This window comes from Aquibium oceanicum, from assembly GCF_001889605.1.
GTDB lineage: Bacteria > Pseudomonadota > Alphaproteobacteria > Rhizobiales > Rhizobiaceae > Aquibium > Aquibium oceanicum.
Map to the genome: position 1 here is coordinate 4,457,768 of NZ_CP018171.1, position 22,297 is coordinate 4,480,064.

Below are 22,297 nucleotides of genomic sequence, written 5' to 3' on the forward strand. Positions count from 1 at the left end.
CGAAACGATCCGGCAAGGCATTGCCCCGCAGGATGTATTGCGAATTCTTTCTATGGTAAACCCTTTGCTAACCCGCGCACGGCAGGATTCCGGACTTCGCGAAACGAATTCGGAGGCAATAATGTTCCAGATGAAGAAGAACGTCCGATCGGCGGCGCTCGGCCTACTGGGCTTTGCAGTGGTGTTCGCGGCCCAGCCGGCCGCCGCCGATGCAGGATTCCAGAAGTGGGTGGCGAGCTTCCGCGGCGTGGCGGCCAGCAACGGCGTTTCGGGTGCGACGTTCGACCGCGCCTTCCGCGGCGTGACCGCCCCGGATCCGGAAGTGCTCGAAAAAGCGCGCTACCAACCCGAGTTCACAGCCCCCGTCTGGGACTATTTCGACAACCGCGTCCACGAAGACTCCATCGCCGTCGGCCGGCAGATGGCCCGTCAGTGGAAGCCCTGGCTCGACCGCATCGAGCGCCAGTATGGCGTCGACCGCCATATCCTCCTGGCGATCTGGTCGATGGAATCGAACTACGGCGAGATTCTCAAGAACGACAAGGTGATGCGCAACGTCGTGCGGTCGCTGTCGACCCTCGCCTATGCCGACAAGAGGCGTGCGAAGTTCGCGCGCTCGCAACTCGTCGCCGCGCTCAAGATCCTGCAGAGCGGCGACATCGATGAGAGCCATCTGACCGGCTCCTGGGCGGGAGCCATGGGACACACCCAGTTCATCCCGACCAGCTACCAGGCCTATGCGGTGGACGCCGACGGCAACGGCAAGCGCGACATCTGGAACTCGGTTCCCGATGCGCTGGCCACGGCGGCCAACCTCCTGCGCAAGAACGGCTGGCAGGCAGGCAAGAGCTGGGGCTACGAGGTGACGCTGCCGCCCGGCCGGAAATTCCCCGGCGGGTCGATGTCGCTGTCGAAGTGGCAGTCGATCGGCGTGGTGCGAGCCCGCAACAAGCCCTTCCCGAGCCCGTCCGACAATGCCGAGCTGAAGGTGCTGGACGGGCGCGAGGGACCGGCCTTCCTCATGACGAAGAATTTCTTCGTCCTGAAGCGCTACAACAACGCGGACAAGTACGCGCTGGCGGTCGGGCTGCTCGCCGACGAGATCGCGGGCTATGGCGGACTGGTGCGCGACTGGAACAGGCCGTTCACGAAGCTCTCCTTCGAGGAGAAGCAGGAACTCCAGAAGCATCTCCTGACCCTCGGCTATTATGACGGCAAGATCGACGGCAAGATCGGCTCGGGTTCCCGTTCGGCGATCGTCGCCGTCCAGCAGGCGCTTGGGCTCCAGCCGGACGGACATCCCAGCAAGGAAGTCCTCAGCCGGCTGAGAGAGCGCTGAGGCGGAAAGTACTGCGTTTGAAATCGCCGCTGCTGCGCAAATGGACGGGCCTCTGCCTCGCGCTCGCGATCATCGCGAGCGCGGCTGCCGTAGTGACGTTCCTCGGGTCTGTCTCTGAGGCACAAGCGCAGGAGCGCCCGAGGACGCTGTTCCAGCTCCTGTTCCCCAACCGGCGGGAAGAAAGCCGTCCGGCGGCGAGGGAGCCGCAGCCGCGGCAGAAGAAGCGTACCCCGCCCGCCCGCGCGGAACCGCGCGAGGCCACGCCCGCACCGGCTGCAGCCAGCGCCCCTCCCCCGCCCGCCGACGTCGAGAAGGCCGGGGACGCACGCCCCCTTCTGGTGGTGGGCGACTTTCTGGCCGGAGGCCTGGCCGAGGGCCTCGAGACCGTGTTCGAGGACGACCCGACGGTGCGGATCGTCGACCGGTCGAACGGCTCGTCGGGCTTCGTCCGCAACGACTTCTACGATTGGCCGGGAAAGATCGGCGACATCCTCGACGAGGTGAAGCCCGCCGTCGCGGTCGTCATGATCGGCTCCAACGACCGACAGGTCATGGGCATCGGCAGCTCCACCGAGCCCGTCCGCTCGGACCGCTGGGCCACGGAATACGAGGCTCGCGCCACGATGTTCGCCTCGGCTTTTTCCAGCCGCGGCATCCCGCTTGTGTGGGTCGGACTGCCGTCTTTCAAGTTCAGCAAGATGTCGTCGGACATGATCGCCTTCAACGACATCCACCGGCGCGCCGCGGAAGCCGCATCCGGCGTCTTCGTCGACATCTGGGACGGTTTCGTCGACGAGAACGGCGCCTTCGTGACCAACGGGCCCGACATCAACGGGCAGCCGGTGCGGCTGCGCGCGAACGACGGCATCAACCTGACCCAGGCCGGCAGGCGCAAGATCGCCTTCTATGCAGAGAAGCCGCTCGCCCATATCCTCGAAGACGGATCGCCAGGCGTCTCGCCCGACGGCGAGATCGGGGAGATGTTCGGTCCGCCGATCCCCGGCTCCACGCCGGTGATCCAGCACACGACGCCGGTCTCGCTGACCGACCCCGAACTCGACGGGGGCGACGAACTGCTCGGGCTGGTCGTCGTGCCGAGGCGCGACAATGCGCTGACCCCTGCCCAGAAGCTGGTGATCGAGGGGCTGGCGCCGGATCCGCGCCCCGGGCGCGTCGACGATTTCGGACGTTCCAGCCTGCCGGAGGCCGCGCCGGACGAGGGCGACCGCACCTCCGCGCTGCCCGAGAGGCCCGAAACCGGCACCGCTGTGACGGAGGATCAGGCCGCCCGCGATGTCAGCGCAGGGTCGCAATCTTCCGACTGACGATCCAGGCAACCGGAATGGCGACTAGCGCCCCAGCGACGGCCGCCGCGGCGATGGTCGTCGCATCGAAGCGGTGCAGGTCCATGGTCAGAAGCGCCGTCAGGAAGACGCCCATCATGACGGGCGCGACGAGAACGTAGACGACAAGCGGAAGCTTGAGCATGTTTCCCTCCATCGGAAAACCGGCCCCGGCGGGGACCGGCGGAGGAAGGATCGTCCGTCGCGGACGCCTTGCCTTGACATGGCTCAACCGGACGCAAATCGCCGGCAGCGGCGCGTTAAACCGACCCACCTCCCACCGCCCCGCGGCTGTTCGCAGACCTCAGCGGGGCAGGAGCGTGCTGCCCATGAGCGCCTCGTCGATGGCGCGCGCAGCCTGACGGCCCTCGCGGATCGCCCAGACGACCAGCGACTGGCCGCGGCGGACGTCGCCGGCGACGTAGAGCTTTTCGATGTTCGTCCTGTAGTCGTGGTCGTTGGCGACGACGTTCTTCGATCCACGTCGATCGGTGTTGGTGGTAAGGCCATCACGCAGCTCGGCCATGATGCCGCTCTCGTTGGGACCCGAAAAGCCGATGGCAATGAAGGCGAGATCGGCGCGGATGACGAATTCGCTGCCGGCGATCGGCTTGCGCGCCTCGTCCACCTCGCAGCACTTCACGCCGGTCAGAACGCCGTCCTCGCCGACGAATTCCAGCGTCGCGACCTGGAACTCGCGCTGTGCGCCCTCGGCCTGCGAGGAGGAGGTCCGCATCTTGGTCGCCCAGTAGGGCCAGACCGTCAGCTTGTCTTCCTTCTCCGGCGGCTGGGGGCGGATGTCGAGCTGGGTCACACGCACGGCGCCCTGGCGGAACGCCGTCCCGACGCAGTCCGACGCGGTGTCGCCGCCGCCCACGACCACGACGTGCTTTCCGCCTGCCAGGATCGGGTCGGAGGGCCAGGCGACGGACTGGATGTCCTCGCCGCCGATGCGGCGGTTCTGCTGCACCAGATAGGGCATGGCATCATGGACGCCGGCGAAGTCGCGGCCGGGCAGATCGGACGGACGCGGCTTCTCCGAACCGCCGCAGTAGAGGACCGCATCGTATTCGGCGAGCAGCTCCTCGGCCTTCTTGTCGACACCGACATTGACGCCACAGTGGAAGGTGACGCCCTCGCCTTCCATCTGCTCGACGCGCCGGTCGATGTAGTGCTTCTCGATCTTGAAGTCGGGAATGCCGTAGCGCATCAGCCCGCCGGGACGGGATTCGCGCTCGTAGACGTGAACGTCGTGCCCGGCGCGGCCGAGTTGCTGCGCCGCCGCCATTCCGGCGGGACCCGAGCCGATCACCGCTACCTTCCTGCCGGTCTTGTGTTCCGGCGGGAAGGGCCGGACGAAGCCCAGCTCATAGGCCTTGTCGCCGATGGCCTGCTCGATCGTCTTGATGGCGACCGGAACGTCCTCGAGGTTCAGCGTGCAGGCCTCTTCGCAGGGCGCCGGGCAGATGCGGCCGGTCCACTCGGGGAAGTTGTTCGTGGAATGGAGATTGCGGATCGCGTTTTCCCAGTCGCCCTGGTAGACGAGCTCATTCCAGTCCGGAATCTGGTTGTGGACGGGGCAGCCCGTCGGCCCATGGCAGTACGGGATGCCGCAATCCATGCAGCGCGCGGCCTGTTTCTCGACCTCGCGGTCCGACATCGGCAGCGTGAACTCGCGGAAATGCCGGATGCGGTCGGACGCAGGCTGGTACTTGTGCACCTGCCGGTCGATCTCGAGAAAACCTGTTACCTTGCCCATTCTCGTTCCTACTCGCGGACCGCGGGAACATCCCGCAGCCAGTTTGCTACCTTCAGTCCGGGCACCTGTGAAAAGGCGCTATCGTCAGTTACCACCACCGCGTCCAACACTATCCCCTGACAGGCGATCCACAGGTCGTGCGGCCCCATCTGAACCCCCTGCCGCTCCATGGACGTTCTGAGCGTCGCGTATTGTTCTTCGGCCGGACTCTCCAAAGGCCAGACGTCGATCGTTTCCAGCAGCGCTTCGAACACCCGGCGTCCACGTTGATTGTCGTTCTTCGTCAAGCCAAACAATATCTCTGCCTTGACGATCAGACTGATGCCGATCTCGTGCTGTCGATGTTCCCGCAGCCTGCGGTCTACCGACCCGTTCGGGTTCCGGAACAGGTCCGAGACGATGTTGGTATCGAGCAGATAACGCATCACAGCTTGATGTCGTCGAGCGGCAGCAAACCTTCGTCGCCTGGATCGCCGGGGAAGTCTTCTATGGGGCCATTCTCCTTCAACCAGTCAAGCACCTCCACGAGCGAACGCTTCCGCGTCTTGGGACGAAGATGAACCGTGCCATCCTCGTCTCGTGAAATCAGAACCTTTTCGGTCTCGAACTCGAATTCTTTCGGGATCCGTACAGCCTGACTTCGCCCGTTTCGAAAGACGCTGATCTCACGCTCCTTCCGAACCTGTTCCATCGTCGCCTCCATCGTCTGGCATATGCCCAGACATATGCCAGATCGAGCTACCCATCAACCGCGCCTGCGCTTCAGCCTCACGCCTCCTCATGAGGGCCTTGCGGCCTGACCCGGCCCCTACTCCGCAGCGACCCCCATCCTCATGCGTTCCATTTCCCGCAGGGCGCGGCGGTATTCGACCGGCATCACCTTGCGAAACTTGGAGCGGTAGTTCGCCCAGTCGTCGAGTATCGCGCGGGCGCGGTTGGAGCCCGTGTAGTGCGCGTGGTTGGTGATCAGCTGCACCAGCCGCTCCTCGTCGTGGCGGGTCATGTCGCCGGAGACGTCGACGCGGCCCTTGTGCATCAGATCGCCGCCGTGGTGGTGCAGCTTCTCCAGCATGTCGTCTTCCTCGGGCACCGGCTCGAGTTCGACCATGGCCATGTTGCAGCGCTCGGCGAAATCGCCTTCCTCGTCGAGCACATAGGCGACGCCACCCGACATGCCGGCCGCGAAGTTGCGCCCGGTCTTGCCGATGACGACCACCGCGCCGCCTGTCATGTACTCGCAGCCGTGGTCGCCACAGCCTTCCACGACGGTGACGGCGCCGGAGTTGCGCACCGCGAAGCGCTCGCCCGCGACGCCACGGAAGTAGCATTCGCCTTCGATCGCGCCGTAGAGCACTGTGTTGCCCACGATGATGGACTCCTCCGCCTTGATCCGGGAGTTCTCCGCGGGGCGGATGACGATCCGGCCGCCGGAGAGACCCTTGCCGACATAGTCGTTGCCGTCGCCGATCAGCTCGAACGAGATGCCGCGCGCCAGGAAGGCGCCGAAGGACTGGCCGGCGGTCCCGGTGAGCGTCACCGAGATCGTGTCCTCCTTCAGTCCCTTGTACTTCCAGCGCTTGGCCACGGCGCCCGACAGCATGGCGCCGGTCGAGCGGTCGGTGTTGCGGATCGGAAGCTCGATCTTCACCTTCTCCTTGCGCTCCAGCGCCGGGCGGGCGAGTTCGATCAGCTTGCGGTCGAGCACGTCGTCGATCGGATGCTTCTGGAGCATGGTCCAGTAGGTCTCCTCCTTCGGCGCGTCGGGCTTGAAGAAGACGCGGCTGAAATCGAGACCGCGCGACTTCCAGTGGTCGACCATCGTCTCCTTTTCGAGCAGCTCGCTCTGGCCAATGATCTCGTCCAGCCTGCGATAACCCATGTCGGCCAGAAACTGCCGCACTTCCTCCGCCACGTAGAAGAAGTAGTTCACGACGTGCTCCGGCGCGCCCTTGAACCGTTTGCGCAGAACCGGGTCCTGCGTGGCGATGCCGACCGGACAGGTGTTGAGATGGCACTTGCGCATCATCAGGCAGCCCGCCGCGATCAGCGGCGCGGTCGAGAAGCCGAACTCGTCGGCCCCGAGCAGCGCGCCGATGATGACGTCGCGGCCGGTCCGCAAGCCGCCGTCGACTTGCAGCGCGACGCGTGAGCGCAGGCCGTTCAGGACCAGCGTCTGGTGCGTCTCGGCAAGGCCCATCTCCCAGGGCGAGCCGGCGTGCTTGAGCGAGGTCAGCGGCGAGGCGCCGGTGCCGCCGTCATAGCCGGCGATGGTGATGTGGTCCGCGCGCGCCTTGGCGACGCCGGCCGCGACGGTGCCGACACCGACCTCCGACACCAGCTTCACCGATACGGCGGCCGCCGGATTGACGTTCTTCAGGTCGAAGATCAGCTGCGCCAGATCCTCGATCGAATAGATGTCGTGATGCGGCGGCGGCGAGATGAGGCCGACGCCGGGCGTGGAGTGCCGCGTCTTTGCGATCGTCGCATCGACCTTGTGGCCGGGCAGCTGACCGCCCTCGCCCGGCTTGGCGCCCTGCGCGACTTTGATCTGCATCATGTCGGAGTTGACGAGGTATTCCGCCGTCACGCCGAAGCGGCCCGAGGCCACCTGCTTGATGGCCGAGCGCTCGGGGTTCATCGATCCGTCGGGCAGCGGCAGGTAGCGGTCCGGCTCTTCGCCGCCCTCGCCTGTGTTGGACTTGCCGCCGATGGCGTTCATGGCGCGCGCCAGCGTGGTGTGGGCTTCACGGCTGATCGAGCCGAACGACATCGCTCCGGTCGAGAACCGCTTCACCAGTTCGGTCGCGGGCTCGACCTCGTCTAGCGGCACCGGCGCGCGGCCGGTATCGGCCGCCGTGCGGATGTGGAACAGGCCGCGGATGGTCTTGGCGCGCGAGGATGAGCTGTCGATCTGGCCGGAATACTCCTTGTAGGTGTCCCAGGAGCCCTTGCGGACGGCGTGCTGCAGCGTGGCCACGGCATCCGGCGACCACATGTGCGCTTCGCCACGGATGCGGTACATGTACTCGCCGCCGATATCGAGCGCGTTGCGCAGGACCGGGTCTTCGCTGAAGGCCGCCTCGTGCCGGTCGACCGTCTCGGTCGCGACCTCCTCCAGCCCAACGCCCTCGATGGTCGTCGCCGTGCCGGTGAAATACTTCTCGACGAAGTCCGTCTTCAGCCCGACCGCGTCGAAGATCTGCGCGCCGCAATAGGACTGATAGGTCGAGATGCCCATCTTGGACATGACCTTGAGGATGCCCTTGCCGATCGACTTGATGTAGCGCGAGACGACCTCGTAGGCATCGACCTCCGGCGGGAAGTCGCCGCGGCGATGCATCTCGGTCAGCGTGTCGAAGGCGAGGTAGGGGTTGATCGCCTCGGCGCCGTAGCCGGCGAGGCAGCAGAAGTGATGCACCTCGCGCGGTTCGCCGGATTCCACGACGAGGCCGACCGAGGTCCTGAGCCCCTTACGGATCAAGTGATGGTGCACGGCAGCGGTGGCGAGCAGCATCGGGATCGCGATCCGGTCCGGCCCGATCTGTCGGTCGGACAGGATGATGATGTTGTAGCCGCCCGCGACCGCGGCCTCGGCGCGCTCGCACAGCCTCTCCAGCGCGTGCGGCATGCCTTCGGCACGCTCGCCGGCGCCATAGGTCACGTCGATCGTCTTGGTGTCGAAACGGTCCTCGGTGTGGCCGATCGAGCGGATCTTCTCCAGGTCGCCATTGGTCAGGATCGGCTGGCGAACCTCGAGCCGCTTCTTGCGCGAGGACCCGACGAGATCGAAGATGTTCGGACGCGGTCCGATGAAGGACACCAGGCTCATGACCAGCTCCTCGCGGATCGGGTCGATCGGAGGGTTGGTCACCTGGGCGAAGTTCTGCTTGAAGTAGGTGTAGAGCAGCTTCGACTTGTCCGACATGGCCGAGATCGGCGTATCGGTGCCCATGGAACCGATCGCCTCCTGGCCGGTCGTGGCCATCGGCGCCATCAGGATGCGCGTGTCTTCCTGCGTGTAGCCGAAGGCCTGCTGGCGATCGAGCAGGGTCACGTCCTTGCGCAGCGCGCGCGGCTCCACCGGCTTCAGCTCCTCGAGAATGAGCTGGGTGTTGTCGAGCCACTTGCGGAACGGATGCTTGCCGGCGATCTCGGCCTTGACCTCCTCGTCGGAAACGATGCGGCCCTGCGCGAGATCGATCAGGAGCATGCGGCCGGGCTGCAGCCGCCACTTGGTGACGATCTTCTCCTCCGGCACCGGCAGCACGCCGGCTTCTGACGCCATGATGACGCGGTCGTCGTCGGTCACGACGTAGCGGGCAGGACGCAAGCCGTTGCGGTCGAGCGTGGCGCCGATCTGCAGACCGTCGGTGAACGCGACGGCGGCCGGACCGTCCCACGGCTCCATGAGCGCGGCGTGGTACTCGTAGAAGGCCTTGCGTTCGGCATCCATGGACTTGTTGCCGGCCCAGGCTTCCGGGATCAGCATCATCATCGCATGGGTCAGCGAATAGCCGCCCTGGTAGAGGAACTCGAGCGCGTTGTCGAAGCAGGCGGTGTCCGACTGGCCTTCGTAGGAGATCGGCCACAGCTTGGAGATGTCGTTGCCGAAGAGCTCGGAATCGACCGAGGCCTGGCGCGCCGCCATCCAGTTGACGTTGCCCCGCAGCGTGTTGATCTCGCCGTTGTGCGCGACCATCCGGTACGGGTGGGCGAGCTTCCAGGAAGGGAAGGTGTTGGTCGAGAAGCGCTGGTGGACGAGGATCAGCGCGCTGTCGAAGCGCGGGTCTTTGAGGTCCTTGTAGTAGGCGCCGACCTGGTAGGCCAGGAACATGCCCTTGTAGACGATCGTGCGCGACGACAGCGAAACGATATAGAAGCCGTTGTCCTGCCCCTGCGTCTCCGAGTGGATGCGGCCCGAGATGACCTTGCGCAGGATGTAGAGCCGCCGCTCATACTCCTCGTCGCTTTCGATCGCGGGGTTGCGACCGATGAAGACCTGGCAGTGCGACGGTTCGGACGCGGCGATGTGCGGCGCCTTCGACAGCGAGGAATTGTCGACCGGAACGTCGCGGAAGCCGATCAGCGGCTGCCCTTCGGCCTTGCAGATCTCGGCGATTACGTCCGCGACATGCGAACGCTGCGCGGGATCGCGCGGCATGAAGAAATGCCCGACGGCATAGTGCCCCGCAGGCGGGAGCGTGATCCCCTGCGCTTCCATCTCTTCGCGGAAGAAGCGGTCGGGAATCTGGACGAGCACGCCCGCGCCGTCGCCCATCAGAGGATCGGCGCCGACGGCACCGCGATGGGTGAGGTTCTCGAGCATCGCGAGGCCATCCTCGACGATCTGGTGCGAGCGGACGTTCTTCATGTTCGCGATGAAGCCGACGCCGCAGGCATCGTGCTCCTTGCGGGGGTCGTAGAGACCACGAGCGTCCGGCAGACGGGAGAACGAGGGCGCACGTTTGGCGGTGCGCACGTCGAGCCTGGCGGCCGAGCTTGGCTCCGTCGTTACGGATGGCGTCAATACCGTCATCGTCCTTCCTCCGTTCCATCCCGCTGGAGGCGAACGCCTCCCGCCGGGTTTCTCATCTTAACAGCCCTGGCGAAATCCTGCACAGGCACGACGCCGCGACGGTTGGTAGCGCGCGGGACGCGCGATCCGATCGTCCTCGACCGCCAGCCTGCGGTTCTTGACTGCTTTCGGTGCCGGTACGCAAGGGCCCGGACCGGCGCGATTTCTCCGCCAGTCCCGGCTCCAGTGTCCGTCGAAAAATAAGACAGTAATGCTGTCCTAATCGCACATTGGCAGAAATGTCCGCGCGGCACAAGACCGAAGCGCAAAAAAGTGACCGTGATCCCGCAACAAACCCGACGAAAGGGCCTTTGTCGCGTAATTTTCTTGCGTTTGGACCCTTTCGACCCCTGAATCTGGAGGAATGAACCAGCGGGAAGAATGGGCTTGAAGTCACGCATCGGGGCAAGGCACTGTCGCGCGACATTTCACACTTCAGGAAAATCCATGATCTTTGCTTCAGACAATTGGGCCGGTGCCCATCCGGCCATCGCGGCGGCGCTTTCCGACCATGCCGGTGGTTTTGCCCGCGCCTACGGCAATAGCGACCTCGACCGGACGGTCACCGACAGGTTCAGCAAAATCTTCGAGCGTGAGGTCGCCGTGTTCTTCGTCTCGACCGGGACGGCGGCGAATTCGCTGTCGCTGGTCTCTGTCAACAAGCCCGGCGGGGTGGCGTTCTGTCACCGCGAGGCGCACATGACGGAGGATGAGGCTGGCGCGCCGGAATACTTTACCGGCGGCGCAAGGCTCTGCCCGGTCGACGGTCCGCTCGGCCGTATCGATCCGGCGAACCTCGATGCCGCGATCGCCCGCTATCCGGCGGAATTCATCCATTCGGGCCGCCCGATGGCGATCTCGATCACGCAGGCGACCGAGATCGGCACCGTCTACGGCCTTGACGACATCGATGCCGTGGCGGAGGTCGCCAGACGCCACAACCTGCCGCTGCACATGGACGGGGCACGCTTCGCCAACGCCCTCGTCTCGCTCGACTGCAGCCCGGCGGAGATGACGTGGAAGCGCGGCGTCGACCTCCTGTCGTTCGGCGGCACCAAGAACGGCTGCTGGTGCGCCGAGGCGGTGGTGCTCTTCGATCCCGGCATGGCGCGGGAGTTCGCCTTCATCCACAAGCGCGCAGCGCAGCTCTTCTCGAAATCGCGCTTCGTCGCCGCCCAGTTCGACGCCTATTTCGCCGGCGACCTGTGGCTGGAGACGGCGCGCTACTCGAACGCCATGGCAGCCCGGCTCGCCTCCCATCTGCGCACCTCGCCGTGCGCGCGGCTTGCCTGGGAACCGCAGGCCAACGAGGTGTTCGCCATTCTGAGCGCGGACGTCTCGGCCGCGTTGCAGCAAAAGGGCGTCGTCTTCCATCCCTGGCACGCGCCGCGAGGCTTCGCGGAGGAGATAGCGCCGGACGAGGCGGTGTGCCGCTTCGTCACCAGCTTCGCCACCACGCAGAAGGACGTGGAGTCTCTCGGCGCGTTGCTCGCCTGAGGGCTTCCAATCATCAACTTTCGGTAACGTCGGCGTCAGCACGGCGTGAAGACGGGTCGCGGCCTCTTTACTTCCAAGTGAGCGGCGGCCTGCCGATGATGTTCGTGCCGGTCGTGACCGGTGCGAAACAGAACCGAGAGGAGAATTGCATGTCGACGAGAACCGTAGTCAGCGCCGCCTATCTTGCGGGCGTCGTCGCGACCGCGCTTTCAGCGGGCGCCATCACCACCGCCGGCACCGCGCAGGCGCAGGACAAGGAAAAATGCTACGGCGTTTCCATGGCCGGCAAGAACGACTGCGCTGCGGGTCCCGGCACCACCTGCGCCGGAACCTCCAAGGTAGACTACCAGGGCAACGCCTGGACCTATGTCGAGAAAGGCACCTGCACCGAGATCGACCTGCCCGGCGAGCGCATGGGCTCGCTCGAGCCGCTCGAGCGCGACATGCCGTCGTAAGCATCGAAGGCGAACGGAGCTTCCGCGATGAACGCGCATGCGCAGATCCGAGCCCCGCACCGGCTCCGCTTTCCGGACCATCCGGTGGCGGGCAAGGCCGGGGCGAGCTTCAAGCCGGAGCACTTCGATGCGATTGCGGAAGACTCCGGCTTCGGCGGCTTCTTCGAGGTCCATGCCGAAAACTACATGGGCGCCGGCGGCCCGCCGCACCTGGCGCTTGCCGCGATCCGGCAGCGGTTTCCGGTCTCCATGCACGGCGTGTGCATGTCGATCGGCGGCCCGCAGCCGCTCGACGAAGCACATCTGGCGCGTTTCGCCGGCGTGGTGGAGCGGTACGAACCCGCGCTCGTTTCCGAGCACCTCGCATGGTCGACGCATGACGACGTCTTCTTCAGCGACCTGCTTCCCCTGCCCTACACCAGCGCGACGCTCGACCATGTCTGCGCCCATGTCGATCAGGTGCAGGAGGCGATCGGGCGCCGGATCCTGATGGAGAACCCCGCGACCTACGTCCTCTTCGCCGAATCGACGTGGTCGGAGACGGATTTCATCCGCGAGATGGCGCGGCGCACGGGGTGCGGCTTGCTGCTGGACGTCAACAACGTCTTCGTCTCCGCCACCAACCACGGCTTTTCCGCGACGGACTACCTCGACGACTTCCCGCTCGATCTCGTCGGCGAAATCCATCTGGCGGGCCATGACGAGCAGGCCGACGACGACGGCAGGCCGCTCCTGATCGATACGCACGACCGCCCGGTTCCGGACCCGGTCTGGTCGCTTTACGAGACGGTGATCGCCCACACCGGCCCGGTGCCCACGCTGGTGGAGTGGGACAGCGACATTCCCGACTGGCACGTGTTGCGCGCCGAGGCGGAAGCGGCCGGCCGTATCCTCGACCGAAACGCGAGCCTGGCGGAGGCGAGGCATGGAACGGTCGTTTGACGACGGCTTGACCGGTTCGCCGCCTTCGCCCGAAGGTGTAGAAGGCTACGCCGCCGCTTTCGCCTCCTGCCTGCTCGATCCCGCACGAGAGGCGCCGGATAGCATCGCCGCTCCCGGTGGCGGGCGCGCCGCGAAGCGTTTCGCCGTCTACCGCAACAACGTGGCGGCGAGCCTCGTGAACGCGCTGGCCGACATCTATCCCGCGGTCGCCAAAATCGTCGGCGAGGAGTTTTTCCGGGCAATGGCGCTGGTCTTCGCCCGCTCCTCCCCGCCGCGCTCGCGCGTGCTCAGCGAATACGGCCACGATTTTCCGGACTTGATCGCCGACTTCGGACCGGCCGCCCGCATGCCCTACCTTGCCGACGTGGCACGGCTGGAGCGCGCCTGGCTCGACGCTTTCCACGCAGCCGACGCGCAGCCGCTGGATGCGCGCGAACTCGGCGAACTGGCGCCCGACGAGCTCGCTTCGGCCTGCTTCGTGCCGCATCCGGCCATGCGACTTGTCCGCTCGCGCTACGCCGCGATCTCGATCATGGAGGCAAACCGCGGCAATGGCGGCAGCGCCGGCAGGATCAGGGGTGATGTCGGCGAGGATGCGCTCGTCACGCGGCCCGGCACGAACGTCGAGGTCCGGCGGCTGCCGCCCGGCTGCGCCGGGTTCCTGCAAGGGCTCGCGGCGGGCGCTTCGCTGGCCGCGGCCGTCGAGAGCGCGCTCGAAGAGCAGCCCGTCTTCGATGCCGGCGGGGCGATCGCCCTGATGATAGAGGCCGGCGCCTTCAGCGCGTTGCGTCCGAACCGGGCGATCGCAACTCAGTCCGCCGGAACGGGAGGGTAGTCATGTCGGGCATGGTGGAAAGCGTGGGAAGACTGCACGCCTCGGTGTTCGGCGCGGTGGAGCGGGCGCTGGACGGCTGGTTCCTCGGCCTCCTTGCCCGCTTCGTCTTCGCCGCCGTGCTGTGGATGTATTTCCTCAATTCGGCGCGCACAAAGGTCGGTGACGGGCTGCTGGGCTTCTTCGCCGTCAGCGACAACGCCTACTACCAGATCGCCCTTCCCGCCGTGGAAGCGGCCGGGGGCGACGTGAGCAAAGTGTCCTTCATTCCCTGGGGCGCCATGGTATGGGCCGGCACCTATGCCGAGTTCGTGCTGCCGGTCCTGATCGTGCTCGGCCTTTTCGCGCGCATCGCGGCGATCGGCATGATCGCCTTCATCCTGGTGCAGTCGATCGTGGATGTCACAGTCCACGCGGTCGGTCCCGAGACGATCGGCAGCCTGTTTGATCGCTTTCCGGATGCGGCGATCATCGACCAGCGACTGCTCTGGGTCTTTCCGCTCGTTTACATCGTGGTGAAGGGCGCGGGCGCGGTTTCGCTCGACGCCCTGCTTTGGCGCGCCCGGGCCAGACCGTACGGAGCGCTCGCGGCATCCGCCGGCTGACGTCGCTCGAGCACGACAAAAAGGGCGGCCCGTTTCCGAGCCGCCCAGCATCGGCCTTCAAGGCCGGTCAGCAAGGGTGGGGCATGCCGCTCAGGCGGCTTTCGCCTCGATCTGCTTCGAAGACTTGGCACCGCCGTTTGCGATGGCGATCTTCCGGGGCTTCATCTCTTCCGGAATGTTGCGCTTCAGGTCGATGTGAAGCAGGCCGTTCTTAAGCTCGGCGCCGTTGACCTCGACATGGTCGGCAAGCTGGAAGCGGCGCTCGAAGGCGCGCGAGGCAATGCCGCGATAGAGGACTTCGGTGCTCTCGCCGTTCTCGGTCTCCGCCTTCTCGCCCTTGATCGTCAGCACGTTGCGGTGAGCCTCGATCGAGATCTCGTCCTCGGCGAAGCCGGCGACCGCCATGGTGATGCGATAGGCATCCTCACCGGTGCGCGCGATATTGTAGGGGGGATAGGTCTGACCGCCATCGGGCTGCGAAAGCGAGTCCAGCATCGTGAAGAGCCGGTCGAAACCGACGGTCGAGCGATAGAGGGGGGAAAAATCGACGTGACGCATGGTTGTTCTCCTGTTGAGCAACATCGTGTTTGCGCTTTGACCGACGGCTGAAAATCCAGACTGGCATTCTCTGTCGGCCAGCGGCCCCGATTTCGGCGACCGCAGGCCTGATTTGGGAATTGGGATTTCGGGTTTCAAGTCCCCTGACAAAGGGGGAGCGCGCCGCATTCGTGGCCGCGGGATACCCGGTCCCTGGGCAATCATACTTTCATCCAATAGTGGCTTGGCTCGCGGGATCGACCGGGCCCGCGGGCCAACCGCTCTTCGGCCCCTGGTCCGCGCGCCCCGCCCGCTCTCCCGAGGGGGAAACCGGGGCCCCCCGACATGAACGCCACATGAACGGCCCCTTCCGCTTCCGTTCAGGTGCACCCGCCTATCTTCCACTCGAACAACAAGAAGCGGCGCGGCCGAACAAGGCCCCGCAAACGGTTCGGTCCGGGTGTAACGTCCCTTCCTCCCGGATCGGCATAGGCCGGAGGCGCCCCATCGCCTCCGGCCTTCAGTTTTTTCGCCATACTGTGCGATGTGTGGTTTCCGGCTCGCAAACGCCCCGGCGCCGATGCGCTCCGGGAAGGTCGGGCTAGGCTTGGGGTTCTGCCCCGGCTGCCGGCCTGTATCGTTCCACCTTGATCTCCCCCTCCCTGCTGCGGGCCTGCGCAATGTCGTAGCTGCCCTGCATGCGCATGAGTGTGTCCATACTCATACCGAAGGCTTTTTCGATGCGCAGCGCCATGTCGGACGAGAGGGCCGCGCGCTCATTGAGAAAGTTGGAGAGCGTCGGGCGGGCCACGCCCAGGATCCCGGCTGCGTCGGTTACGGAAAGTCCTGCCGGCTCGAGGATCTCGGCGCGCACGAAGACGCCCGGATGGGGCGGGTTCTTCATGCGGAAGCTGGTCGTCTCGGTCATGCCATCTCCTAGTGATAGTCTTCGTAGTCGAGGTCGATGATTTCGATCTCATCCCGGTCGATGCGGAACGTGATGCGCCAGTTTTTGCTGACGAAGAGGCTCCACGTTCCTTTCCGATCGCCGGTGAGCTGATGCGCCTTCCAGGCCGGCACACTCCTCAGTTCGTCCTCGCGCTCCATGTCCTGCAGGAAGGCGACGATGTTGCGGATTTTTCCCACGAATGGCGCCTGGAGCCCGCTCGCGTCATCGTAGAGGATCAAACGGCGCAAGCCTTTGTGCTTCACGGATCGAATTCTCATCCCGCGACCGAAATGACGCCTCGAAAGCAGAGTTGTCAAGTGTAACGTTACGCAATACGAGCAATTCCGACGCGTACCAGTTCGGCGGTGCGTCTCGAAGCCTTTGCTTTCCCGCCCGCTCCCTTCTATCAGAGGCCGATGGACGCCACCCAGCAGCCCGCGCCCGCCGCGGCGCCCGTGCCGGAGATCCTCTTCGGAACGGCCGACAACGAAATCCCGCCGCGCGCCCGCGCGGGCTATCTGAAGGCGCGCGACGGACGCCGGCTCCGATACGCCGTGTTCGCCGCCGGCGGGCGGCCCCGCAAGGGCACGGTGGTCATTCTCCAGGGGCGCAACGAGAGTATCGAGAAGTATTTCGAGACGATCGGCGACCTGTCGGTGCAGGGCCTCGGAACCGCCATCATGGACTGGCGCGGCCAGGGCGGATCTGACCGGCTGATCCGCGATCCCGAGCGCGGCTATGTCGACAGTTTCCGCGACTATGTCGGTGACCTCGACCGGTTCTTCGAGGAGATCGTGCTGCCGGACTGTCCCGGACCGTTCTACATCCTCGCCCATTCCACCGGAGCGCTGGTGGCGCTGATGGCGGCACCGGACCTCGTCAACCGCGTCCGCCGCATGGTGCTGACGTCGCCGCTTCTAAGCCTCGAGGGCCTTCCCGTCTCGATGCTCACCGTGCAGCGGTTGGCGACGTTTCTCTACAGCATCGGCCTGGGCTCCATGTATCTCGGCGGCGGACCGCGCTCGGCCGGAAAGACCGCCTTCGCCACCAACACGCTGACGTCGGACTTCCGCCGCTACACCCGCAACACCGGCATCTATTTGCGGCATCCCGAACTCGGCCTCGGCGGCCCCACCGTCACCTGGATCCTGGCGGCCTGCCGTGCCATCGCGCGGGTGACGGACCCGGACTTCATGGCCCGCATCCAAATCCCGACGCTCCTGATCGCCGCCGGTGCCGACGAGGTCGTTTCGACGCCGGCCATCGAGGAATACGCCATGGCGCTGAAGTCGGGCTCGCTGCTCACCATCGACGGAGCCCGCCACGAACTCCTCCAGGAGGCGGACGTCTATCGCGAGCAGTTCCTCGCAGCCTTCGACGCCTTCGTACCGGGCACGGACGTTCTCTAAGACTAGCCGTCGATCGCCTTCAGCGCGGCGGCGTGAAGCTCCGGGGACGCGGCGGCGATGATGTCGCCTCCGTTCTCGGCCGGCCCGCCCTCCCAGGTCGTGACCACGCCGCCCGCCTTCTCGATGATCGGGATCAGCGCCACGATGTCGTAGGATTGCAGCCCGGCATCCACCGCGATGTCGGCGTAGCCCGCCGCGACCATGGCAAAGCCGTAGCAGTCGGTGCCATAGCGTGTCAGCCGCGCCGCGCGCTCGAGGCGATCGTATCGCACGCGCAGATCGCCGGTGAAGAGCGCCGGCGTTGTGGTGAAGACGGTCGCCTGCGAGAGATCGGCGATGCGCCGCGTCGAAAGCCGGCGCGGCCCGCCCGGGCCTTCGTAGAAGGCGCCGTCGGCGGTGGCGAAATAGAGTTCGCCGGTGAAGGGCTGGGACATCATCCCGGACACGGCCCTGCCCGCGACGGTGAGCCCGACGAGCGTTCCCCACATCGGGATGCCGGAGATGAAGGCGCGCGTGCCGTCGATCGGATCGATCACCCAGACCCGGTCGGACCCGCCGTTCTCCGTACCATGCTCCTCGCCCAGAATGCCGTCGGCGGGAAACTCGGCCTTGATCAGTTCGCGGATCACCCGCTCGGCTTCGCGGTCCGCCTCGGTAACGGGATCGAAGCCCGAATCGAACTTGTTGGAGACGAGGCCCGCGGTGCGGAACCGGGGCAAGGTCTCCTTCGCCGCCGCGTCCGCCATCCTGCGCAGGAACTCCGCGATGTCCATCCGTCGCTTCTCCGAACTGTTGTAAATCCGTCACATTCGATGCGCGATGAAATGCACGCGCGCGCTTCCATAACTGTTTTCCAAGAGTAGCGCTTGACAATTGTGCATCGCACAATATGGTCTTTCATGAACGGTTTGTTCCGTTCTGCCCTCCTTGGGCGTTTCCTCCCTAGACTTCGACCGCGTCGTGAAAACGATGCGGTCTTTTTTTCGCCGACGGCGGGAGTTGTCCGCCGCGGAGACGATTTTTTGGCTATTCGGCAGCGAGCGGGCGTTCTTCGACGAAGGGCGCCGACCGGATCAGGAGCGTCATGAAGCGGGCGATGTCCTGCGCCAGCGGCTCGAAGCCGCTCGACTTCCGGTATGTTCGCTCGTTCATGTAGAGGCCGCGGTTCACCTCGATCTGCACCGCGTGCAGCCCGCGCGCCGGGCGGCCGTAATGCTCGGTGATGAAGCCGCCCGCATAGGGCTTGTTGTGGGCGACGGTGTAGCCGAGCGAGGTGAGGATGCCGATCGTAGCCTCGGTCATGGCGGCAGAGGCCGAAGCGCCGAACCGGTCCCCCACGATGAAATCGGGCCTGATGCCGCTGTCGCCGAGCCGGATGCTCGCAGGCATCGAGTGGCAGTCGATCAGCGCCGCAACCCCGAACCGCGCCTGCGTGGCCACGATCAGGCGCCTGAGGCTCTCGTGATAGGGCTTGTAGACGAGATTGATGCGGCCCACCGCTTCCTCGAGCGGTATCTTGCCGCCATAGATCTCCTGGCCTTCGCCGACGATCCGCGGCACCGTGCCGAGCCCGCCCGCGACCCGCGCCGAGCGGACGTTGGCGAAGGGCGGCGGCGTTTCCAGGAACATGCGCGGATCGAGTTCCCACGGCTCCCGGTTGACGTCGAGATAGGCGCGCGGGAAGTTCGCCGTCAGCATGGGCGCGCCGAGCGCCAGTGCCTCGCGGAAGAGTTCGTCGACGAAGCAGTCCTCCGAGCGCCGGATCGCATCCCGGTCGAGCCGCGCCATCGCCAGGAAGCGCTGCGGGTAGTGCCGTCCGCTGTGCGGGGAGTTGAAGACGAAGGGAACCGTCTGGCGCTCGGGCTGCCGCACCTCGAAGGGCGCGACGTCGCGGAAGTCGGTCTCGGGGCTCATGGGCGGGGAACCCGCATGCGGATAGCGATCATGGTTGGAACGTGCCACCGGGACCAACGCCTGTCCAGCCTGTCAGCGACCTTCGGGAGCCTGCGATACGGCGGAATTCACTTGATGTTTACCCTGCCTCCCTCATATATCCGCCTTGGTGAACGGGTGGGACCGCGTCTGCCCGACAAGTGATTCGGACGGGAGCACATGGCGAGGATCCTTCTTGCTGAAGACGACGACGACATGCGCCGTTTCCTGGTGAAGGCGCTCGAACGCGCAGGCTACGACGTCAGCGATTTCGACAACGGCGCCAGCGCCTACGAGCGGCTGCGCGAGGAGCCCTTCTCGCTCCTCCTGACCGACATCGTGATGCCCGAAATGGACGGCATCGAACTCGCCCGCCGCGCCACCGAGATCGACCCGGACCTCAAGGTGATGTTCATCACCGGCTTCGCCGCCGTCGCCCTCAATCCCGATTCGAAGGCCCCGAAGGACGCAAAGGTCCTGTCGAAGCCGTTCCACCTGCGCGACCTCGTCAACGAGGTCGAGAAGATGCTTCAGGCCGCCTGACGGGGCCTTAAAAAGTCGCTGGGCTGCCTTGAGAGGACCGCGCGGACGCGGGCGTGGCCGATGTTTCGGCGGACGCGTTTTTGTCATTGACGGCCCCGCGCATTGTGTGGTGTATGCGCGGCGCTGATGGGCGTGTAGCTCAGCGGGAGAGCACTACGTTGACATCGTAGGGGTCACAGGTTCAATCCCTGTCACGCCCACCATCAGTCCTCTTTGAATTTGCGATATATTGCGGATGCATCGTGGTGTCGCTGCCCGTTGTCGGGCGGCCCTGGCAACGAATTGGCGACGTTGATCCGCCTTCGTACCCCCAAGTTGCCACGATCCCTGCGTCGGAGTTCAAACCCCTCCTCCGAGCGATGGCTTGTTCGGAGCGGAGACCGCTGTAGGGAACCGACAATCTCTACAGCTTCCGTCCAAACAACTGAGTCGTCGTCACCGCCGGAGAAGTGGCGGAGGCGCCGTCGGCGATCTCGTTGCGCGTTGGAGAGCGGCTTGCGCTGCTCGCGCGTCGGCAGGATGGCGAGGTCCTTGCTCGCCACCTGGATCAGCGCGAACCATGGCTCCAGCAGAGCCGCTCGCTCGCCGCAAGGTCGACGTCAGCACCGGTATGCCTGCGGCGTTCAACACCGCTGCCGATTCCTCCCCTGGAAGATTGATATCCACCGCGGGAGTTTCTCTGGCGCTGGAATTGTCGACGGGCACCGATTGTTGCCGTCCCGCCATCGGCCGCCGATCAGCGCGTGTTTCTCCAGAAGGCCGACGCGCATGAGGTACGAGGCACCAGGGGTCTAGCCGACGTCAAGCGCGTCCCCCGACCGAAGCTACTTGTAGGCCTTCGAGAACGCCATCCACCCGCGCTCAGGACTCGCAGCGAATGTCGAGCACGGCGCATTTTCCGTTGCTCCGTATCTCCGTAAAGGCTCGGTCGACGGCAGCGGGCAGCGCGATCGGATCCGACACGATCTCGCCCCAGCAGCCGCAGGCTCGCGCGATCATGGCGAAATCCGGCGTCGGTTCCAGACTGGTCAGAGGCATGCGGTTCGCGCGCACCGCATGGCCATCGGGATACATGGCGCGCGTGGCACGCACGACGGCGCCCCATGCAGCGTTGTTGAAGATCACGATCAGGATCGGGATCTTCTCCGCAGCGGCGATCTGCTGACACACGATCGGATTCGCGAAGAGGTAGCTTCCGTCGCCGACGGTGGCGATGACTTCGCGTTGCGGCGCAGCCAGCTTGGCACCGAGCGCCGCGGGCAGTCCCCAGCCAAGGCCGCCGGCGGGCGAACTGCCGAAGAAGCTGCCTGGTTCCGTGGTCTTCACCGCGGAAAGCACCAGGGGATACTCGTTGACGAAAATGGAATCCGGTGCACGCGCCCTGTCCAGACAGGCAGAGGCCCATGCCATGGTCATCCGCTGTGGCGCCTGCGCGACCGCCGCCAGCCCCTTGTCGCGAATGGCCGCACATTTCGATCTGGCCGGCGCCGCCCGCGCTTCGAAGCGGGACTGCGCACCATCCATCTCGTCCAGCATGGCTTGCAGGAAATGGCGCGCCGAAGCGCGGATAGTCAGATCGGAGCGGAAACCGCGCATCGGATACCGCGCCTGCAGTGGATCGGTTCCCACCTGAATGACCTTGGCGCCCGGCGGCGTGCTGCCATTGCCCGGAATCCAGGGGACATCGCATTCGATCACCAACACGAGGTCGGAATCGCCAATCCATGGCGCGGCCTCATGGCCGCCGTGGAAAGCGTCCTCGCTCGAGAGGCTGAGGTGACGCCGCCGATACTCCACCACGGCAGCGCCCGCGCGCGCGGCAAAACGCGAGAGAAGCTCCGGCACCTGCCGATCCACGCCGGCACGCGATGTGATGATGAGCGGCGACCGGGCCAGGGCGAAGAGTTCCGCTGCCTTCCTCACGTCGGTCTGCTCGGGTCCGGCGATCCTGGCCGGCATCATCAACGGCTCGTCTTCCACGCTCCCGGCCGGCTCCATGGCGAGGATTTCGCGCGGCAAGGTCAGATAGACGGGGCCGGCCGGGTCCGAATGGGCTATCGCGAGGGCACGGTCGGTTGCCAGCGTCAACTGGCGCGGGTCGCGAAGCTCGTAGTCCCAGCGAACGCTTTCGCGAACCATGCCCGCCTGGTCGAACATCTCCTGCGCCCAGTGGATGTTCAGTGACCGCGAGCCGTTCTCGCCCTCCTCGAGGATCGGCGTTCGCCCGGCGGCCAGCAGAAGGGGCACGTACTCACGGTCGGCATTGATTAACCCGTTCAGTGCGTTGGCGGTGCCGACATTGACGTGCACCATCGCCGCCTGGGCGCGCCCGGAAACCATGGCATGCCCGTGCGCCATTGAGATGGCGGCGTTCTCATGCGGGCATACCACGGGGCGCGGGATCGCGACGCCCAGCTGCTCGGAGCGCGCAATGCCCTCGACGATCGACGGGAAGTCGGTGCCGGAGTTGGCGAAGAGGAAGTCGACGCCACGTCTTTTCAGAAGGCGCATCCAGGCCTCGCCCACCGACGAAGGGGCCGGCGCCTCGGCAGCCACTCCACTCGCGGAGCCTTGCAAGGC

At 65.6% G+C, this 22,297-nt stretch carries 20 protein-coding genes and 1 tRNA gene; 10 read left to right on the forward strand and 11 right to left on the reverse strand.

Going from position 1 to position 22,297, the window contains the following annotated elements:
* The first annotated feature begins 130 nt into the window (after positions 1-130).
* A complete protein-coding gene (locus BSQ44_RS21790) occupies positions 131-1,339 on the forward strand; it encodes a lytic murein transglycosylase (protein ID WP_378215733.1) in 1,209 nt (402 codons plus the stop codon).
* Between the two features lie 17 nt (positions 1,340-1,356).
* Entirely contained in the window at positions 1,357-2,664 is a 1,308-nt protein-coding gene (locus BSQ44_RS21795) for an SGNH/GDSL hydrolase family protein (protein WP_083534866.1), read from the forward strand.
* Here BSQ44_RS21795 and BSQ44_RS21800 read toward each other — a convergent pair.
* The 5 genes from BSQ44_RS21800 to gltB all read right to left on the reverse strand — a co-directional run bounded on the left by BSQ44_RS21800 (position 2,636) and on the right by gltB (position 9,977).
* Positions 2,636-2,827 (reverse strand): hypothetical protein, encoded by a 192-nt coding sequence (locus tag BSQ44_RS21800; protein ID WP_072607182.1) that lies wholly within the window; start codon positions 2,825-2,827, stop codon positions 2,636-2,638. The genes BSQ44_RS21795 and BSQ44_RS21800 overlap by 29 nt on opposite strands.
* Before the next feature lie 159 nt (positions 2,828-2,986).
* Positions 2,987-4,441, reverse strand: a complete 1,455-nt coding sequence (locus tag BSQ44_RS21805) for a glutamate synthase subunit beta (protein WP_072607183.1) — start codon at positions 4,439-4,441, stop codon at positions 2,987-2,989.
* Positions 4,442-4,449: 8 nt separating this feature from the next.
* Entirely contained in the window at positions 4,450-4,866 is a 417-nt protein-coding gene (locus BSQ44_RS21810) for a type II toxin-antitoxin system VapC family toxin (RefSeq protein WP_072607184.1), read from the reverse strand.
* Complete coding sequence (locus BSQ44_RS21815) at positions 4,866-5,132, reverse strand: antitoxin (protein ID WP_072608211.1); 267 nt, start codon at positions 5,130-5,132, stop codon at positions 4,866-4,868. The genes BSQ44_RS21810 and BSQ44_RS21815 overlap by 1 nt, the downstream gene beginning before the upstream one ends.
* 117 nt (positions 5,133-5,249) lie before the next feature.
* The gene (gene gltB / locus BSQ44_RS21820; RefSeq protein WP_072607185.1) at positions 5,250-9,977 is read right to left on the reverse strand and encodes a glutamate synthase large subunit; all 4,728 of its coding nucleotides are present in this window, start codon (positions 9,975-9,977) and stop codon (positions 5,250-5,252) included.
* A gap of 486 nt (positions 9,978-10,463) precedes the next feature.
* Here gltB and BSQ44_RS21825 point away from each other — a divergent pair, with 486 nt between their 5' ends.
* The 5 genes from BSQ44_RS21825 (at position 10,464) to BSQ44_RS21845 (ending at position 14,347) form a co-directional block, all read left to right on the forward strand.
* Entirely contained in the window at positions 10,464-11,513 is a 1,050-nt protein-coding gene (locus BSQ44_RS21825) for a threonine aldolase family protein (RefSeq protein WP_072607186.1), read from the forward strand.
* A 149-nt stretch (positions 11,514-11,662) separates the two neighbouring features.
* Positions 11,663-11,968, forward strand: a complete 306-nt coding sequence (locus BSQ44_RS21830) for a BufA1 family periplasmic bufferin-type metallophore (protein ID WP_072608212.1) — start codon at positions 11,663-11,665, stop codon at positions 11,966-11,968.
* A gap of 27 nt (positions 11,969-11,995) precedes the next feature.
* A complete protein-coding gene (bufB, locus tag BSQ44_RS21835; RefSeq protein WP_072607187.1) occupies positions 11,996-12,910 on the forward strand; it encodes an MNIO family bufferin maturase in 915 nt (304 codons plus the stop codon).
* Positions 12,894-13,745: an HvfC/BufC N-terminal domain-containing protein gene (locus BSQ44_RS21840; RefSeq protein ID WP_083534869.1), complete on the forward strand. Its 852-nt coding sequence runs from the start codon at positions 12,894-12,896 to the stop codon at positions 13,743-13,745. The genes bufB and BSQ44_RS21840 overlap by 17 nt, the downstream gene beginning before the upstream one ends.
* A 2-nt stretch (positions 13,746-13,747) precedes the next feature.
* Complete coding sequence (locus BSQ44_RS21845; protein ID WP_072607188.1) at positions 13,748-14,347, forward strand: DoxX family protein; 600 nt, start codon at positions 13,748-13,750, stop codon at positions 14,345-14,347.
* Positions 14,348-14,437: 90 nt separating this feature from the next.
* Here the strand turns inward: BSQ44_RS21845 and BSQ44_RS21850 are convergent, their stop codons facing one another.
* From BSQ44_RS21850 to BSQ44_RS21860, 3 genes are all read right to left on the reverse strand, one after another.
* Complete coding sequence (locus tag BSQ44_RS21850; protein WP_072607189.1) at positions 14,438-14,905, reverse strand: Hsp20 family protein; 468 nt, start codon at positions 14,903-14,905, stop codon at positions 14,438-14,440.
* A 580-nt stretch (positions 14,906-15,485) separates the two neighbouring features.
* Positions 15,486-15,812 carry a HigA family addiction module antitoxin gene (locus BSQ44_RS21855; RefSeq protein WP_072607190.1) on the reverse strand — a complete coding sequence of 109 codons (327 nt, stop codon included), beginning with the start codon at positions 15,810-15,812 and terminating at the stop codon, positions 15,486-15,488.
* Positions 15,813-15,820: 8 nt separating this feature from the next.
* Positions 15,821-16,111, reverse strand: a complete 291-nt coding sequence (locus tag BSQ44_RS21860; protein ID WP_072607191.1) for a type II toxin-antitoxin system RelE/ParE family toxin — start codon at positions 16,109-16,111, stop codon at positions 15,821-15,823.
* Positions 16,112-16,249: 138 nt separating this feature from the next.
* On the opposite strand from BSQ44_RS21860, the gene BSQ44_RS21865 reads away from it, so the two are divergent.
* On the forward strand, positions 16,250-17,242 hold the full coding sequence (locus BSQ44_RS21865; RefSeq protein WP_083535036.1) for an alpha/beta fold hydrolase: 993 nt from the start codon (positions 16,250-16,252) through the stop codon (positions 17,240-17,242).
* A gap of 2 nt (positions 17,243-17,244) precedes the next feature.
* On the opposite strand, the gene hisN is transcribed toward BSQ44_RS21865, so the two are convergent.
* Entirely contained in the window at positions 17,245-18,015 is a 771-nt protein-coding gene (hisN, locus tag BSQ44_RS21870) for a histidinol-phosphatase (protein ID WP_072607192.1), read from the reverse strand.
* 253 nt (positions 18,016-18,268) lie between these two features.
* Positions 18,269-19,156, reverse strand: coding sequence for an N-formylglutamate amidohydrolase (locus tag BSQ44_RS21875; protein WP_072608215.1), 888 nt, complete (start codon positions 19,154-19,156; stop codon positions 18,269-18,271).
* A 198-nt stretch (positions 19,157-19,354) separates the two neighbouring features.
* On the opposite strand from BSQ44_RS21875, the gene cpdR reads away from it, so the two are divergent.
* Positions 19,355-19,717 (forward strand): cell cycle two-component system response regulator CpdR, encoded by a 363-nt coding sequence (gene cpdR, locus BSQ44_RS21880; protein WP_008835384.1) that lies wholly within the window; start codon positions 19,355-19,357, stop codon positions 19,715-19,717.
* Positions 19,718-19,845: 128 nt separating this feature from the next.
* Positions 19,846-19,920: transfer RNA gene (locus tag BSQ44_RS21885), tRNA-Val, on the forward strand.
* A gap of 658 nt (positions 19,921-20,578) precedes the next feature.
* On the opposite strand, the gene BSQ44_RS21890 is transcribed toward BSQ44_RS21885, so the two are convergent.
* On the reverse strand, positions 20,579-22,273 hold the full coding sequence (locus BSQ44_RS21890) for a thiamine pyrophosphate-requiring protein (RefSeq protein WP_157894661.1): 1,695 nt from the start codon (positions 22,271-22,273) through the stop codon (positions 20,579-20,581).
* Between the last annotated feature and the right edge of the window lie 24 nt (positions 22,274-22,297).